This window comes from Streptomyces sp. SLBN-8D4, assembly GCF_049739545.1.
In the GTDB taxonomy this organism is placed as follows: domain Bacteria; phylum Actinomycetota; class Actinomycetes; order Streptomycetales; family Streptomycetaceae; genus Streptomyces; species Streptomyces canus_C.
In genome coordinates, this window is sequence record NZ_JBMGQC010000001.1 from 2669119 (window position 1) to 2682500 (window position 13382).

Below are 13382 nucleotides of genomic sequence, written 5' to 3' on the forward strand. Positions count from 1 at the left end.
TGCGGGCAACCGTGAGGGAGGCGCTGTGCGGTCGCCGGTCCGGGCGGCCCGGCCGGGCCCCGGCCCGGACTGTCAGTGCCGCGGTCCACAATGGTCCGCGTCAGATCCCGTTCACGCTTCAGCAAGAGTGAGCCAAAGGGCCGAAGTGAGCGACCCGTAGGCGAGCGACCAGAAAAGAGGAGCCGGCAGCGATGGCCCGCCGCAGCACGAAGACCCCGCCGCCCGACGACTCGTACGAGGAGCGGATCCTCGACATCGACGTCGTGGACGAGATGAAGGGCTCGTACCTCGAGTACGCGTACTCGGTCATCTACTCCCGCGCGCTCCCCGACGCCCGCGACGGCCTCAAGCCGGTGCACCGACGCATCGTCTACCAGATGAACGAGATGGGCCTGCGACCCGACCGCGGCTATGTGAAGTGTGCCCGCGTGGTCGGCGAGGTCATGGGTAAGTTGCACCCCCACGGTGACGCGTCGATCTACGACGCCCTGGTGCGCATGGCCCAGCCCTTCTCGATGAGCGTCCCGCTGGTCGACGGCCACGGCAACTTCGGCTCGCTGGGCAACGACGACCCGCCGGCCGCCATGCGGTACACCGAGTGCCGTGCCGCCGAGGCCGCGAGCCTGATGACCGAGTCCATCGACGAGGACACGGTCGACTTCGCGCCCAACTACGACGGCCAGGAGCAGGAGCCGGGCGCGCTGCCCGCCGCCTTCCCGAACCTCCTGGTGAACGGCGCCTCCGGCATCGCGGTCGGCATGGCCACCAACATGGCGCCGCACAACCTCACCGAGGTCATCGCGGCCGCCCGCCACCTGATCCGCTACCCGAACGCGGATCTGGACGCCCTGATGAAGCACATCCCGGGCCCCGACCTGCCCACCGGCGGCCGGATCGTCGGTCTCTCCGGCATCCGGGACGCCTACGAGACGGGCCGCGGCACCTTCAAGATCCGCGCGACGGTCTCGGTGGAGACGGTGACGGCCCGCCGCAAGGGCCTGGTCGTCACCGAGCTGCCCTTCACGGTCGGCCCGGAGAAGGTGATCGCCAAGATCAAGGACCTGGTCAACGCGAAGAAGCTCCAGGGCATCGCCGACGTCAAGGACCTCACCGACCGCGCGCACGGCCTGCGCCTGGTCATCGAGATCAAGAACGGCTTCGTGCCGGAGGCCGTCCTGGAGCAGCTCTACAAGCTGACGCCGATGGAGGAGTCCTTCGGCGTCAACAACGTGGCGCTGGTGGACGGACAGCCCCTCACGCTCGGCCTCAAGGAGCTCCTGGAGGTCTACCTCGACCACCGCTTCGAAGTGGTGCGCCGCCGCAGCGAGTTCCGGCGCACCAAGCGACGTGACCGGCTGCACCTGGTCGAGGGCCTGCTCACCGCACTCGTCGACATCGACGAGGTCATCCGGATCATCCGCTCCAGCGACAACTCCGCGCAGGCGAAGGAGCGCCTGATCGAGCGCTTCTCGCTGAGCGAGATCCAGACGCAGTACATCCTGGACACGCCCCTGCGGCGGCTGACCAGGTTCGACCGCATCGAGCTGGAGTCGGAGCAGGACCGGCTCATCGCGGAGATCGCGGAGCTGACCCGGATCCTGGAGTCGGACGCCGAGCTGCGCAAGCTGGTCTCCGCCGAACTGGCCGCGGTCGCCAAGAAGTACGGCACCGAGCGGCGCACGGTCCTGCTGGAGGCCGGCGCGACGGCCCCCGTGGCCGCCGTACCGCTCCAGGTGGCGGACGACCCGTGCCGGGTGCTGCTGTCCTCGACGGGTCTGCTGGCCCGTACGGCGAACGGCGAGCCGTTCCCGGAGGAAGCCGGCGGCAAGCGGGCCAAGCACGACCTGATCGTCTCCGCGGTGCCGGCCACCGCGCGCGGCGAGATCGGCGCGGTCACCTCGTCCGGCCGTCTGCTGCGGCTGAACGTCATCGACCTGCCGCAGCTCCCGGAGTCGGCCGCGAACCTCGCGGGCGGCGCCCCGCTGGCGGAGTTCCTCTCCCTGGAGGACGACGAGACCCTGATCTGCCTCACCACGCTGGACGAGTCCTCGCCCGGTCTGGCCCTCGGCACCGAACAGGGCGTCGTCAAGCGTGTGGTCCCCGACTATCCGTCCAACAAGGACGAGTTGGAGGTCATCACCCTCAAGGAGGGCGACCGGATCGTCGGCGCGGTGGAACTGCGCACCGGCGACGAGGACCTGGTCTTCATCACCGACGACGCCCAACTCCTGCGCTACCAGGCCTCACAGGTCCGTCCGCAGGGTCGTCCGGCGGGCGGTATGACGGGCATCAAGCTCACTGAGGGCGCGAAGGTCATCTCCTTCACGGCGGTGGACCCGGCGGCCGACGCGGTCGTCTTCACGGTCGCGGGCTCGCGCGGCACGCTCGACGACTCGGTCCAGACGACGGCCAAGCTGACCCCGTTCGACCAGTACCCGCGCAAGGGCCGTGCCACGGGCGGCGTCCGCTGCCAGCGGTTCCTCAAGGGCGAGGACTGCCTGTCCCTGGCCTGGGCGGGCCCCGTCCCGGCCCGCGCGGCGCAGAAGAACGGCACACCGGCCGACCTCCCGGAGATCGACCCGCGCCGCGACGGCTCGGGCGTGTCGCTGGCGAAGACGGTGTCGGTGGTGGCGGGTCCGGTCTAGGCAGGTTCTTCGAAGTCCTCTTCGGGATCCGCTTCGGTGCCCTGTACGAAACGCAGGACGCCCCACATGCCGGCCTCGTCGGCGTGCGGGGCGTCTTTGCGGTCCGCCTTGCACGCCTCCAGCTCCTTGCCGAGGGCAGCGGTGTCGATGCCGGAGCCGATGAGGACGAGCTGGGTGAGGCGGGGATCGCCGGGCGGCCAGGCCTCCGGGTAGAACCGCAGAAACCGCCCCACGGCGTGTACGGCGTAACGGTTGCGGACGTCGTGCGGCCCGAAGTCGACGTATCCCTTGATCCGGTAGAGGCCTGCGGGGCGGCTGTCGAGGAAGCCCATGAGCCGACGTGGGTCGAAGGGCGTGTCCGAGGTGAAGGACAGGCTGTCGTAGGCGTCGTGCAGATGCCCCGCATGGCCGTGGTGATGGTGATAATCGTGACCAGGGCCGTCGTAGTAGTGGCCGGTGTCCTCGTCGGGTCCGTGGAGGTCGTCGAAGGAGAGCTGTCCGATGCGCTCCTCGCTGGGCCGGCAGTCGAAGAGGAACTCGGGGTCGATGCGGCCGTAGGTGGCCGGGACGACGGCGGCGCGGTCGACGAGAGACCGGACGACGGCCAGAACGCGCTCGGCATCCTGGGGAGCCGCCCGGTCGAGCTTGTTGACCACGACTAGGTCGGCAAGGCCGAGGTGCCGGTCGAGCTCGGGATGTCTGGCCCGGGTGTCGTCGAACTCGGCGGCGTCGACGACCTCGACGAGGCCGCCGTAGACGACATGGGGCTGCTCGCTGGCGAGCACCATGCGGACGAGTTCCTGCGGCTCGGCGAGCCCGCTGGCCTCGATGACGATGACGTCGATGCCGGTGTCGGGGTGGGCAAGCCGGGAGAGGTACTGGTCGAGTTCGCCGACGTCGACGGCGCAGCACAGGCAGCCGTTCCCGAGGGAGACGGTCGAGTCGCCGAGCGCGCCGGCGACGGCCATGGCGTCGATCTCGATGGCACCGAAGTCGTTGACGACGGCTCCGATACGGCTGCCTCCGCTGCGGTGGAGGAGGTGATTGAGGAGCGTGGTCTTGCCGGAACCCAGGAATCCGGCGAGCACGACGACCGGGATCTGCCGGGGGCTCCCGCTCGGCTGACTCAACGTACGACCTCTTTCGCGCTGCTGCGTGCACCGGATCGCGGTCCCGGCGCACGTACGAGGTTTCTCTGCCGGACCAGGATACGAGCCGGAATAATCACCGCGAAGTGAACGATTGTTAGCAGCACTTGCGGGGCAGACGTTGGGCAAGGCGCCGGTTCGTGCGACCCTCACTTCCCTCCGTGCGCCTCCTCTCCGCCTCCCCCGCCGATCAGAGCCGCTCGGCACCCTGGGAGACGGCAAGCGCCGCCCACCGCTCGCCGGTCCCCATCAGTCGACCCGCACCCCGACGACCGGCGGACGGCCGTTTGAACCGGGGATTGACATGGCCACACAGAAGAGCGCGATACGCACACTCGGCGCCGCGACCGGGATCTCGGTTGCCGCCTACCTGCTGGGCGTGCGGCGGCGGCACCAGCGGGCACAGAGCGAGCGGCATCGGCTGCACTTCGACCTCTTGTGCAAGGCCATGGACGATCCGACGTTGACCGCAGTACTCGACACCTACGATTCCGACGTGTCGAGTGAGAAGCAGCGGCAGTTCCTCTTCGCCAACGCCCTGTACATCAACGCATTGCATGCGCACCGGATCGGTGCGATCAGTCTGCAGGAACTTTTCGGACACCTTCGGGTGATGTGCCAGAACCAGGTCTTCCGCGAGTACTGGGAGGCGACGCGCCACCATCGTGCGAGCTTGGGAACGTCACCGGAGTCCCGTCTGGGTCGCATGGTGGACGGGCTCATCCGGGACCTGGACGACTCGGACGCCGATGAATGGTGGGTAGTGGGTGAACCTCCCACCGAGTAGGGCAAGTTACGCGCGCATAAAGTTGCGTCCGTCCGGAGTACAAGTCAGTTGTGCGCATCTTCAAGCCGCTAATGTGACCCGCCGTAGCCCACTCACACGTTCCAAGGACCGGGATCCATTTGAAAATTGTGCGCCGCATCGGTGCTGCTCCACGGGAGCGAGGAAGCCAAACCGGCCAGACCTGCCCTGACGTTTTCGAACTCGAGGACGGCAACTTCGCGGTCATCGGGCGGGAGGCCACCGCGGAACTCGACGGCGAGCTCCCTCACGACGCCGCGCGGGCGGACGACGAGCGCATCGTCGTCATCACCCGGGAGACGCTCGTCAGGGCCAAGGTCGACATTCCCGACGCCTGACCTCCCACTTCGCAGTACTGCGTCTTACCTGACGCCCGGTCCGTGACATCACCTCGTCTCGGCAATCCGGCGTTGCCCCACCGAGGCACCACTCGGTCCGATGAGGGCATCCGGGCGAGAACCATCCCTCTCACACCATGCGCCGAAGCGCACACCCCCGCGCTTCCACTCCCTTCTCGTTCCTCCTCGTTACCACTCGATCGGAGACCCGCATGACCGTCCGTCTTGGACGCGCAGAGGCCCGCAGACTTGCGCAGCGGAGGCACACGATAGTGAGGCGTCTCGGAAAGCCTTGCCTCGATGGCGACTGCTGCCCTGCCGCATTTCTGCTCGACAACAATGACGTCGTTGTGATGGGCGGAGAACTGCCCGAGGAGACCCGCAAGAAGCACAGGCTGCCCGACCCCAAACCGCATCAGACCTACGTAGTGGTACCCGGCAGGGTCCTCAGGGAGGCGAAGAAGGCTCTGGACGAGTAGGACGCGTCGCCCCCAGGGACGGGCCCCGCCGGGCGGTTCCCCGGGGGCGACACCGAGACAAACCGGAGCTGTTTCTTCCGTCGACGCCCGGGCAAGGCTTGAGCGTGCCGACGAGGAGGGGATCAGTGGCGCGCCACGGTGTCTGTCGTTCGTTGCTGTCGATCGGCGCGTGGGCCGCCGCCGCCGTGACCTGCGTGGCCGCCACGGGCCTGGCTTCCATAGCTGTCAGCAGATGGCTCATCGACGGCGTTCAGGGAGTAAGCGGGGGCCGCGAAGCGGCGGTGGAGCTCAGCTCTCTCGGCGGTTACTTCGGCGGGGCAAGTGCCGTGTTCTCAGGGCTCGCTCTCTTGATGCTGGTGATCGCCCTGTTCTTCCAGCAACGCGAGTTACGGTCACAGCGCGAGGAACTGACACTCCAACGGGAGGAACTGGCCGCGTCTCGGGCCGAGTTACGCCGCAGTGCGGAGGCGGACATGCGCGCGCGCTGCACATCCAACTCACGCAGATGGCCATGGCTGACCCCGCACTCGCAAGTGTGTGGACCACCTATCGCGAGAGCCCACAAGCGACGCTCCGCCAGCACCTCTACTCGAATCTGGTCTACGCCCACCTGGTTCTTGCACGCAGCTGGAATACCTACTCGGACGCGGACGTCCGGGCGGCAGCGAAGACGATGCTCAGCAGCGACGTCTTCCGGCACTACTGGGAGACCACGCGCGAGCAGAAGCGGCGGATGTCTCCACAGAGCCCGGACGGCCAGGCGTTCCAACTCTTCGAGGAGGCACTGGCCGACATACGGCGAACCACACCCCCGGATCCGTCCTGAGAAACCCGGGTCAAGCCATGACCGGCACCGCCACCGGCGCCTCCGCCCCCACATACCGCGCCACCGGCCGAATGATCTTCGAGTCCGCCGCCTGCTCCAGGATGTTCGCGCTCCACCCCACCACCCGAGCCGCCGCGAACGTAGGCGTGAACATCTCGCGAGGCAGCCCGCACAGTTCCATGACCACACCGGCGTAGAACTCGACGTTGGTGTGCAACTCCCGCCCCGGCTTCAGCTCGGCCAGGATCGCCTCGACATGCCGTTCCACCTCGACGGCGAAATCCACTCGGGACCCGCCGAACCGCTGGGCGACCTCCCGGAGCATCCGGGAACGCGGGTCCTCCGTGCGGTAGATCGCGTGACCGAAGCCCATGATCCGTTCACCGGCGAGCACGCGCTCACGGATCCAGGGGTCGATACGGTCGGGCGTACCGATCACATCCAGGGTGTCCAACGCCCGGCTCGGCGCTCCCCCGTGCAGCGGCCCGGACAACGCTCCTACGGCCCCCACGAGACACGCCACGACATCCGCCCCCGTCGACGCGATGACCCGTGCCGTAAAGGTTGATGCATTGAAGCCGTGATCAATGGTTGAGATCAAGTACTGCTCCACCGCCCGGGCCCGCTGCGACTCCGGCTCGGAACCCGTCAACATGTAGAGGTAGTTCGCCGCGTACGAGAGATCCTCACGCGGCTCCACCGGCTCCAGCCCCTTGCCCAGCCGGTGCAGCGCGGTGAGCAGCGTCGGCACCGCGGCGGCCGCCACGAGCGTGTCCCGCCGCCGCTCGTCCGGGCCGATGTCGTACACCGGCCGGAACCCCTTCGCCGCACCGAGCAGCGACAAGGCAGTGCGCATACCGGCGAGAGGACCCGACCGCCCGCTCGCCGCGGCGATCGCGGGCAGCGCCAACCGCACCCCGTCCGGCAGTCGCCGGAGCGCGGCGGTCTCGGCGCGGAAGGCCAGGGCCTGTCCGGCGTCCGGCAGTTCGCCGTGGACCAGGAGATGCCAGACGTCCTCGAAGGTGCGTGTCTGCGCGAGCTCGACGGCCGAGTACTGGCGGTAGTGATAGAACCCCTCGCGCCCCCGGACGTCCCCGACCTCGGTGTCGGTGACGACGACGCCGGCGAGTCCTCGTGGTACGTCGACGAGTGGGGTGGTGGACCTGTTGACCGACATGATTCCTCCCTGGACTTGATTCGACTGTCCATGGTTGACTCAACGCCTGTCAATATTGATTGAGTCAATGCACCCTGATCAACCCACCCGGCTGCGGATACGGTGACCTCTTATGCGCGATCAAGACCCCCTCCCCGGTCCCGCCGACCACCGGCTCAGCACCAAGGAAGCCGCCGAACTGCTGGGCGTGAAACCCGAGACGGTCTACGCCTATGTGAGCCGCGGCCAGCTCAGCAGCCGGCGTGTCCCCGGCGGCCGGGGCAGCACCTTCGACGCCAAGGAGGTGGAGACCCTCGCCCGGCGCAACCGCCGGGCGAGCGGCGGGAGTCCGGGCTCCGGCGGCGAACTGTCCGTACGGACCCGCATCACGTTCATCGACCGGGACCGCTACTACTTCCGGGGTGTCGACGCGACCGAACTCGCCGCGCGCCACTCCTACGAAGAGATCGCGGAGTGGCTCTGGACCGGACGCATGCAGCCCGGCGTCGCCTTCACCGCCCCCGACGCCACCGTCGACACGGCCCGCCGCGCGGTGGACGCACTGCCCGAACACACCGGCCCCACCGACCGGTTGCGCGTCGCCGCGATCGCCGCCGCGGCGGCCGACCCGCTGCGTTTCGACCTGTCCGAGGAGGCGGTGCTCGGCACCGCACGGACCCTCATCCCCACCCTTGTCGCCGCCCTGCCACCCGTGCTCCACGACCGCCGCCGGGACGACGGCCGACTGGCCCCCCGGCTGTGGACGCGCCTGAGCGGACGCAAGCCCGACGAGGCGTCCCTGCGCGCCCTGGACACCGCGCTCGGCCTTCTCGTCGACCACGACCTCGCCGCCTCGACCCTCGCGGTACGCGTCGCCGCCTCGGCACGCGCGCACGCGTACGCGGCCGTCTCCGCCGGACTCGGCGTCCTGGAGGGCCCCTTGCACGGCGCGGCCAGCGGGCTCGCGCACCGGTTGCTGCTCGACGTGCTCGACCGTGGCGACGCGGCCCCCGTGATCGCGGAGGAACTGCGGGCCGGCCGCCGCATCCCGGGTCTCGGCCACCGGCTCTACCCCGGCGAGGACCCACGCGCGCGTGCCCTGTTCGCCCTCCTGGAGGAGATCCCGCGCGCCGAGCCCGCCCTCCTCGCGGCCCAGGACATCGTGGCCACCACCGCCCGGCACACTCCCCTGCAGGCCAACGTGGACCTGGCCCTCGCCGTACTCACCGCCTCCTCCGGGATGCCGTCCACGGCCGGCGAGACGATCTTCGCCGTCGCCCGTACGGCGGGCTGGATCGCCCACGCGCTGGAGGAGTACGGGGAACGCCCGCTGCGCATGCGCCCGAGCGGCACCTATGTGGGCCCGAAACCACCGCAACCGCTGCCGGAGCCCTGACGGGGAGGCGGCGGAAGTCGCCGCGCACCGAGTCAGGTTAGGCTCACCTCTGTGAGTACCTGCTCAACGGTCTCGCACGACCTCGCCGAGCCCGTTTCCGGAACCGCGGCCACCGCGCGGACCTGGCTGCTGCTGGAGCAGTCCGGCCCCTGGGGTGCCAAGGCGCTCACTTCGAGCCACCTCGACCCCGCGCTGGGCCGCGCCCTGGAGGCCGCGGCGAAGGACACGGGCGTGCGCATCGCGCTCATCCGCCGTCCCGGCCGGCACGCCGACAGCGGAACACCCACCATCCGGCAGGTGTACGCCGCCCACACCGTGCCCGGCAACGTGTGGCTGCACAGCGCGACGACCCGCGACCCGCGGGACCTGCTCGGCCTGGATCTCGCCGCACTCGGCAGCGGCGATCACAGCGGCTTCGACGCGGTGCTCGGCGGAGGTCCCCACACCGGCGAACCGCTCGCGCTCGTCTGCACCAACGGCAAGCGGGACCGCTGCTGCGCGCTCCTCGGCCGTCCGCTCGCCGCGGCACTGGCCGCCTCCGGCGTCGAGGGTGCCTGGGAGGTCACCCATCTGGGTGGTCACCGGTTCTCCCCGACCTTGCTCGTCCTGCCGTACGGCTATGCCTACGGCCGCGCCGAAACCCATGCCGTCATGGAGGTTCTCCACAGCGTCCAGGAGGGCCGGATCGTGGTCGAGGGGTGCCGCGGCAACTCCGCCTGGGAGCGTCCCGGCCAGGCGGCCGAGCTGGCCGTCCGCACGGCGGTGCGCGAGTACGCGGCCGAGGCCCTGACCGTCGTCCGTACGGACGGCGCGGCGCCGCACTGGGAGGTGACCGTCGCGCACACCGACGGCCGCCACTGGCGCGTCCACGTGGCCCAGACGGCGTCCCTGCCGCCCCGGCCCGAGAGCTGCGGGGCGTCGGTGCTCGGCTCTCCCGCGCGAATGGACGTGGTCGGGGTGCGCGAGCTGAGTACATCGCCGGCGCTGGCGAGCTGACAGGACAGGCGGGTTGATCACGGCGCCCCGGTTCCCGCTCGTCCGCCACACCGGCCCGTCAATGTGTTGATCAAGAGATCCATGCCACACCCCTGCGGAGAATTCGGCGCCTCCCCGTACCGTTCATGGGTATGAGCCGCACTCCCCCCGCCCGCCGCCTGCGACTCGGACTGCCCCGCCGGGTGTTCTCGCAGGTGCTTCTGATGCAGTTGGCGATCGCCGCGGGAGTCGTGGTGCTCGCGACCGGTCTGTTCCTCGCACCCTTGAGCAACCAGCTGGACGACCAGGCGATGCGCCGGGCGCTGGCCATCGCCCAGACCACCGCCGCGGAGTCGCAGATCGCCGAGCAGGTCAAGGACACGCCCCCGCTGCCCGACGGCCCCGTCCAGCGGGAGGCCGAGCGGATCCGCAGGGCGACCGGGGCCGAGTACGTCGTCGTGATGGACTGGCGAGGCGTCCGCTGGTCGCACCCCACCCGCGCCGAGGTGGGCAGGATCGTCTCGACCGACCCGGTCCAGGCCCTGTCCGGCAAGGAGATCATGCAGATCGACAGCGGCACCCTGGGGCGCACCGCCCGCGGCAAGGTGCCGTTGTACGACAGCCGGCACAGGATCGTCGGGGCCGTCTCCGTCGGCATCGCCTACGACAGCGTGCGCGCCCGGCTGATCCACGCGATCCCGGGGCTGTTCGCCTACGCCGGCGGGGCCCTCGCCGTCGGCGCGCTGGCCGCCTGGTTCATCTCCAGGAGAGTCCAGCGGCAGACCCGTGACCTGGCCTTCTCCGATATCTCCGCCCTCCTCGCCGAGCGCGAGGCCATGCTGCACGGCATCCGGGAAGGCGTCGTCGCCATCGACCGGGCCGGACGCGTCCGCCTGCTCAACGACGAGGCCAGGCGCCTGCTGGGCATCGGCGACGAGGCCGTCGGACGCTCCCCCGACGAGGCGCTCGGGGACGGCCGTACGGCCGACGTCCTGGCCGGTCGTGTGACGGGCACCGATCTGGTCACCGTGCGTGGCCAGCGGGTGCTGGTCGCCAACCGGATGCCCACCGACGACGGCGGTGCCGTCGCGACCCTGCGCGACCGCACCGAGCTGGAACAGCTCGGCCGGGAGCTCGACTCGACCCACGGTCTCATCGACGCCCTGCGCGCCCAGGACCACGAGCACGCCAACCGGATGCACACGCTCCTGGGGCTGCTGGAGCTGGAGATGTACGACGACGCCGTGGAGTTCGTCGGAGAGGTCGTCGGCGACCACCGGGCCACCGCGGAGCAGGTCACCGAGAAGATCGAGGATCCCCTGCTCGCCGCACTGCTGGTGGGCAAGGCGACCGTCGCCGCCGAGCGCGGGGTCGCCCTGTGGATCTCCGACCGGACCCGGCTGCCGGACCGGCTGGTCGACCCGAGCGGCCTGGTCACGATCGTCGGCAACCTCGTGGACAACGCCCTGGACGCCGTCGCCGGCGACCTCCACGCGCGCGTGGAGGTCGAGTTGCGCACGGAGGGGCGTGCCGCCGTCCTCCGGGTGCGGGACACCGGGCCCGGAATCCCGGTGGAACAGCGGGAACTGGTCTTCACCGAGGGCTGGTCCACCAAGGAGGCCCCCGCGCACCGGGGGCGCGGCCTCGGGCTCTCCCTCGTGCGCAAGCTCGCCGAACGCCAGGGGGGCAGCGTGGCCGTGGCGGAGGCGGACGGCGGAGGCGCGGAGTTCACCGTCGTACTGCCCGACGCGCTGGCCGAGCCGCAACCGGCGCTCACCGCGCCGCCGGCCCAGCGGACCGCCATCGAGGAGGAGCCGTGATGATCGAGGTCCTGGTCGTGGACGACGACACCCGCGTGGCCCGCGTCAACGCCGCCTACGTCGAGAAGGTGCCCGGCTTCCATGTGGCCGGCGAGGCGCACAGCGCCGCGGACGCGCTGCGGCAGCTGGAGGCCCTGCCCCACGTCGACCTGGTCCTCATGGACCACTACCTTCCCGACGAGACGGGTCTTGCGGTCGTCCAGGAGATGCGCCGGCGCGGCCACCAGACCGACGTGATCATGGTGACGGCGGCGCGGGACGTGACGACCGTGCAGGCGGCGATGCGGCACGGCGCGCTGCAGTACCTGGTCAAGCCGTTCGCCTTCGCGGGCCTCAGGGCCAGGCTGGAGGCGTACGCCGAGTTGCGGCGCACCCTGGACGGCGGCGGCGAGGCGGAACAGGCGGAGGTCGACCGCATCTTCGGCGCCCTCTCCTCGCCGGCGGAGCCCGATCTGCCCAAGGGGCACTCCCCGACCACGGTGGAGCTGGTCCGCAGGTCTCTGATGAACGCCGAGGGGCCGCTGTCGGCGCAGGAGATCGCCGACCGCACCGGGGTGAGCCGGCAGACCGCCCAGCGCTATCTGAAGCTCCTGGAGCGCACGGGGCGGGCCAGACTGACCCTCAAGTACGGCGACGCGGGCCGCCCGGAACACCGTTACGTGTGGGCGACCCGCGCGTGAGGAGGGGCCTCGCTCAGCCTGTGGTGCTCTGCCCGGCCTTCTCGACGAACTCGGTCGTGTACGTCTTGTCGAGGTCCACGTCGGCGTTCTGGATGTTGGGGTTGAACGCCTTGAGGACCTTCTCGACGGTCTCGGGTCCGTCCTTGGGCATCACGCCGTCCTTGGTGAACATCGGCAGCGTGTTCTTGATGGCCACCGCATAGAGCAGCTTGTTGCCCTGCGAGTAGTCGGCGGGCATCTTGTCGGCGATCTGGGTGGCGCTGTGGGTGGACATCCACTTGAGCGTCTTGACGAATGCATTGGCCAACTTCTGGACGGTCTCCTTGTGACCGTTGACCCAGTCCGTCTGCATGTACAGGCTTGACGACGGATACGGACCGCCGAGTGCCTCCTCGGAGCCCTGGGGGGTGCGCATGTCCAGGAGGATCTTGCCGGCCTTCTTGTCCAGGATCGTCGCGACGGTCGGGTCGGTCGTCATGCCGCCGTCGATGGCGCCCTGCTGGAGCGCGGAGATGAACGTCGGTCCCGCGCCGACGGCGACCGGGGTGAAGTCGCTGACCTTCACGCCGTTCTTGACGGCGAGGTACTTGGTCAGGAAGTCGGTCGAGGAACCGAGGCCCGTAACCCCGAGCTTCCTGCCCTTGAAGTCCTTGGCCGACTTGATGTCGCCCGCCGCCTTGTTCGAGACGATCTCCACCTCGCCGGGCGCGTGCGAGAACTGCACGACCGACTCCACGTCCTTGCCCTTGACCTGCAGATCGAGGGTGTGGTCGTAGAAACCGACGGCCCCCTGGACCTGGCCGGAGACGAGCGCGGTCTCGGCCTGGACACCGGCGGGCTCGCTCAGCAGTTCCACGTCGAGTCCCTCGGAGTCGAAGTAGCCGAGCCGCTGGGTGAGCATCGCGGGCAGGTAGATGACCTTGTCGAGGCCACCGACCATGATCTTGACCTTGGTCCCCTTGCCGTCGCCCTTGCTTCCGGAGTCGGCAGAGGCGGTGCTGGCGGCGTCGTTGGCGCAGGCGGTGAGCGAGGTGAGGGCGAGCAGGCCGGCGGCGGCCAGGGAGGTGTATCTGGCGGTCTTGCGCATGGGGTTCACGTCCTTGTGAGGGGCGGT

Annotated in this window: 12 protein-coding genes; 9 read left to right on the forward strand and 3 right to left on the reverse strand. The window is 69.7% G+C overall.

The window, feature by feature from the left end; all coding sequences use genetic code 11:
* Positions 1 to 191: 191 nt before the first annotated feature.
* Positions 192 to 2645, forward strand: a complete 2454-nt coding sequence (locus RKD20_RS11700; RefSeq protein ID WP_424877680.1) for a DNA gyrase/topoisomerase IV subunit A — start codon at positions 192 to 194, stop codon at positions 2643 to 2645.
* Here RKD20_RS11700 and RKD20_RS11705 read toward each other — a convergent pair.
* Positions 2642 to 3775 (reverse strand): CobW family GTP-binding protein, encoded by a 1134-nt coding sequence (locus RKD20_RS11705; RefSeq protein ID WP_424877681.1) that lies wholly within the window; start codon positions 3773 to 3775, stop codon positions 2642 to 2644. The genes RKD20_RS11700 and RKD20_RS11705 overlap by 4 nt on opposite strands.
* Before the next feature lie 322 nt (positions 3776 to 4097).
* On the opposite strand from RKD20_RS11705, the gene RKD20_RS11710 reads away from it, so the two are divergent.
* From RKD20_RS11710 to RKD20_RS11725, 4 genes are all read left to right on the forward strand, one after another.
* Positions 4098 to 4580, forward strand: a complete 483-nt coding sequence (locus RKD20_RS11710; RefSeq protein ID WP_424877682.1) for a DUF6082 family protein — start codon at positions 4098 to 4100, stop codon at positions 4578 to 4580.
* 119 nt (positions 4581 to 4699) lie between these two features.
* Positions 4700 to 4936: a hypothetical protein gene (locus tag RKD20_RS11715; RefSeq protein WP_424877683.1), complete on the forward strand. Its 237-nt coding sequence runs from the start codon at positions 4700 to 4702 to the stop codon at positions 4934 to 4936.
* A gap of 353 nt (positions 4937 to 5289) precedes the next feature.
* A complete protein-coding gene (locus RKD20_RS11720) occupies positions 5290 to 5415 on the forward strand; it encodes a hypothetical protein (RefSeq protein WP_424877684.1) in 126 nt (41 codons plus the stop codon).
* A gap of 511 nt (positions 5416 to 5926) precedes the next feature.
* Complete coding sequence (locus RKD20_RS11725; protein ID WP_424877685.1) at positions 5927 to 6241, forward strand: DUF6082 family protein; 315 nt, start codon at positions 5927 to 5929, stop codon at positions 6239 to 6241.
* Between the two features lie 10 nt (positions 6242 to 6251).
* Here RKD20_RS11725 and RKD20_RS11730 read toward each other — a convergent pair whose 3' ends face one another.
* Positions 6252 to 7418, reverse strand: a complete 1167-nt coding sequence (locus tag RKD20_RS11730) for a citrate synthase/methylcitrate synthase (RefSeq protein ID WP_424877686.1) — start codon at positions 7416 to 7418, stop codon at positions 6252 to 6254.
* 112 nt (positions 7419 to 7530) lie between these two features.
* Between RKD20_RS11730 and RKD20_RS11735 the strand changes: the two genes are divergently transcribed.
* From RKD20_RS11735 to RKD20_RS11750, 4 genes are all read left to right on the forward strand, one after another.
* On the forward strand, positions 7531 to 8793 hold the full coding sequence (locus RKD20_RS11735; RefSeq protein ID WP_424877687.1) for a citrate synthase: 1263 nt from the start codon (positions 7531 to 7533) through the stop codon (positions 8791 to 8793).
* 51 nt (positions 8794 to 8844) lie between these two features.
* A complete protein-coding gene (locus RKD20_RS11740) occupies positions 8845 to 9789 on the forward strand; it encodes a sucrase ferredoxin (RefSeq protein ID WP_424877688.1) in 945 nt (314 codons plus the stop codon).
* Between the two features lie 131 nt (positions 9790 to 9920).
* Positions 9921 to 11588 carry an ATP-binding protein gene (locus RKD20_RS11745; protein WP_424877689.1) on the forward strand — a complete coding sequence of 556 codons (1668 nt, stop codon included), beginning with the start codon at positions 9921 to 9923 and terminating at the stop codon, positions 11586 to 11588.
* Positions 11588 to 12268, forward strand: a complete 681-nt coding sequence (locus RKD20_RS11750; protein ID WP_031043638.1) for a response regulator — start codon at positions 11588 to 11590, stop codon at positions 12266 to 12268. The genes RKD20_RS11745 and RKD20_RS11750 overlap by 1 nt, the downstream gene beginning before the upstream one ends.
* Before the next feature lie 13 nt (positions 12269 to 12281).
* Here RKD20_RS11750 and RKD20_RS11755 read toward each other — a convergent pair whose 3' ends face one another.
* Positions 12282 to 13355: an ABC transporter substrate-binding protein gene (locus tag RKD20_RS11755; RefSeq protein ID WP_424877690.1), complete on the reverse strand. Its 1074-nt coding sequence runs from the start codon at positions 13353 to 13355 to the stop codon at positions 12282 to 12284.
* Positions 13356 to 13382: the final 27 nt, after the last annotated feature.

Coding starts and splice junctions, on each gene's coding strand:
- RKD20_RS11700 (WP_424877680.1), top strand. CDS start 192: ATGGCCCGCCGCAGCACGAAGACCCCGCCGCCCGACGACTCGTACGAG.
- RKD20_RS11710 (WP_424877682.1), top strand. CDS start 4,098: ATGGCCACACAGAAGAGCGCGATACGCACACTCGGCGCCGCGACCGGG.
- RKD20_RS11720 (WP_424877684.1), top strand. CDS start 5,290: ATGGGCGGAGAACTGCCCGAGGAGACCCGCAAGAAGCACAGGCTGCCC.
- RKD20_RS11725 (WP_424877685.1), top strand. CDS start 5,927: ATGGCTGACCCCGCACTCGCAAGTGTGTGGACCACCTATCGCGAGAGC.
- RKD20_RS11730 (WP_424877686.1), bottom strand. CDS start 7,418: ATGTCGGTCAACAGGTCCACCACCCCACTCGTCGACGTACCACGAGGA.
- RKD20_RS11735 (WP_424877687.1), top strand. CDS start 7,531: ATGCGCGATCAAGACCCCCTCCCCGGTCCCGCCGACCACCGGCTCAGC.
- RKD20_RS11745 (WP_424877689.1), top strand. CDS start 9,921: ATGAGCCGCACTCCCCCCGCCCGCCGCCTGCGACTCGGACTGCCCCGC.
- RKD20_RS11750 (WP_031043638.1), top strand. CDS start 11,588: ATGATCGAGGTCCTGGTCGTGGACGACGACACCCGCGTGGCCCGCGTC.
- RKD20_RS11755 (WP_424877690.1), bottom strand. CDS start 13,355: ATGCGCAAGACCGCCAGATACACCTCCCTGGCCGCCGCCGGCCTGCTC.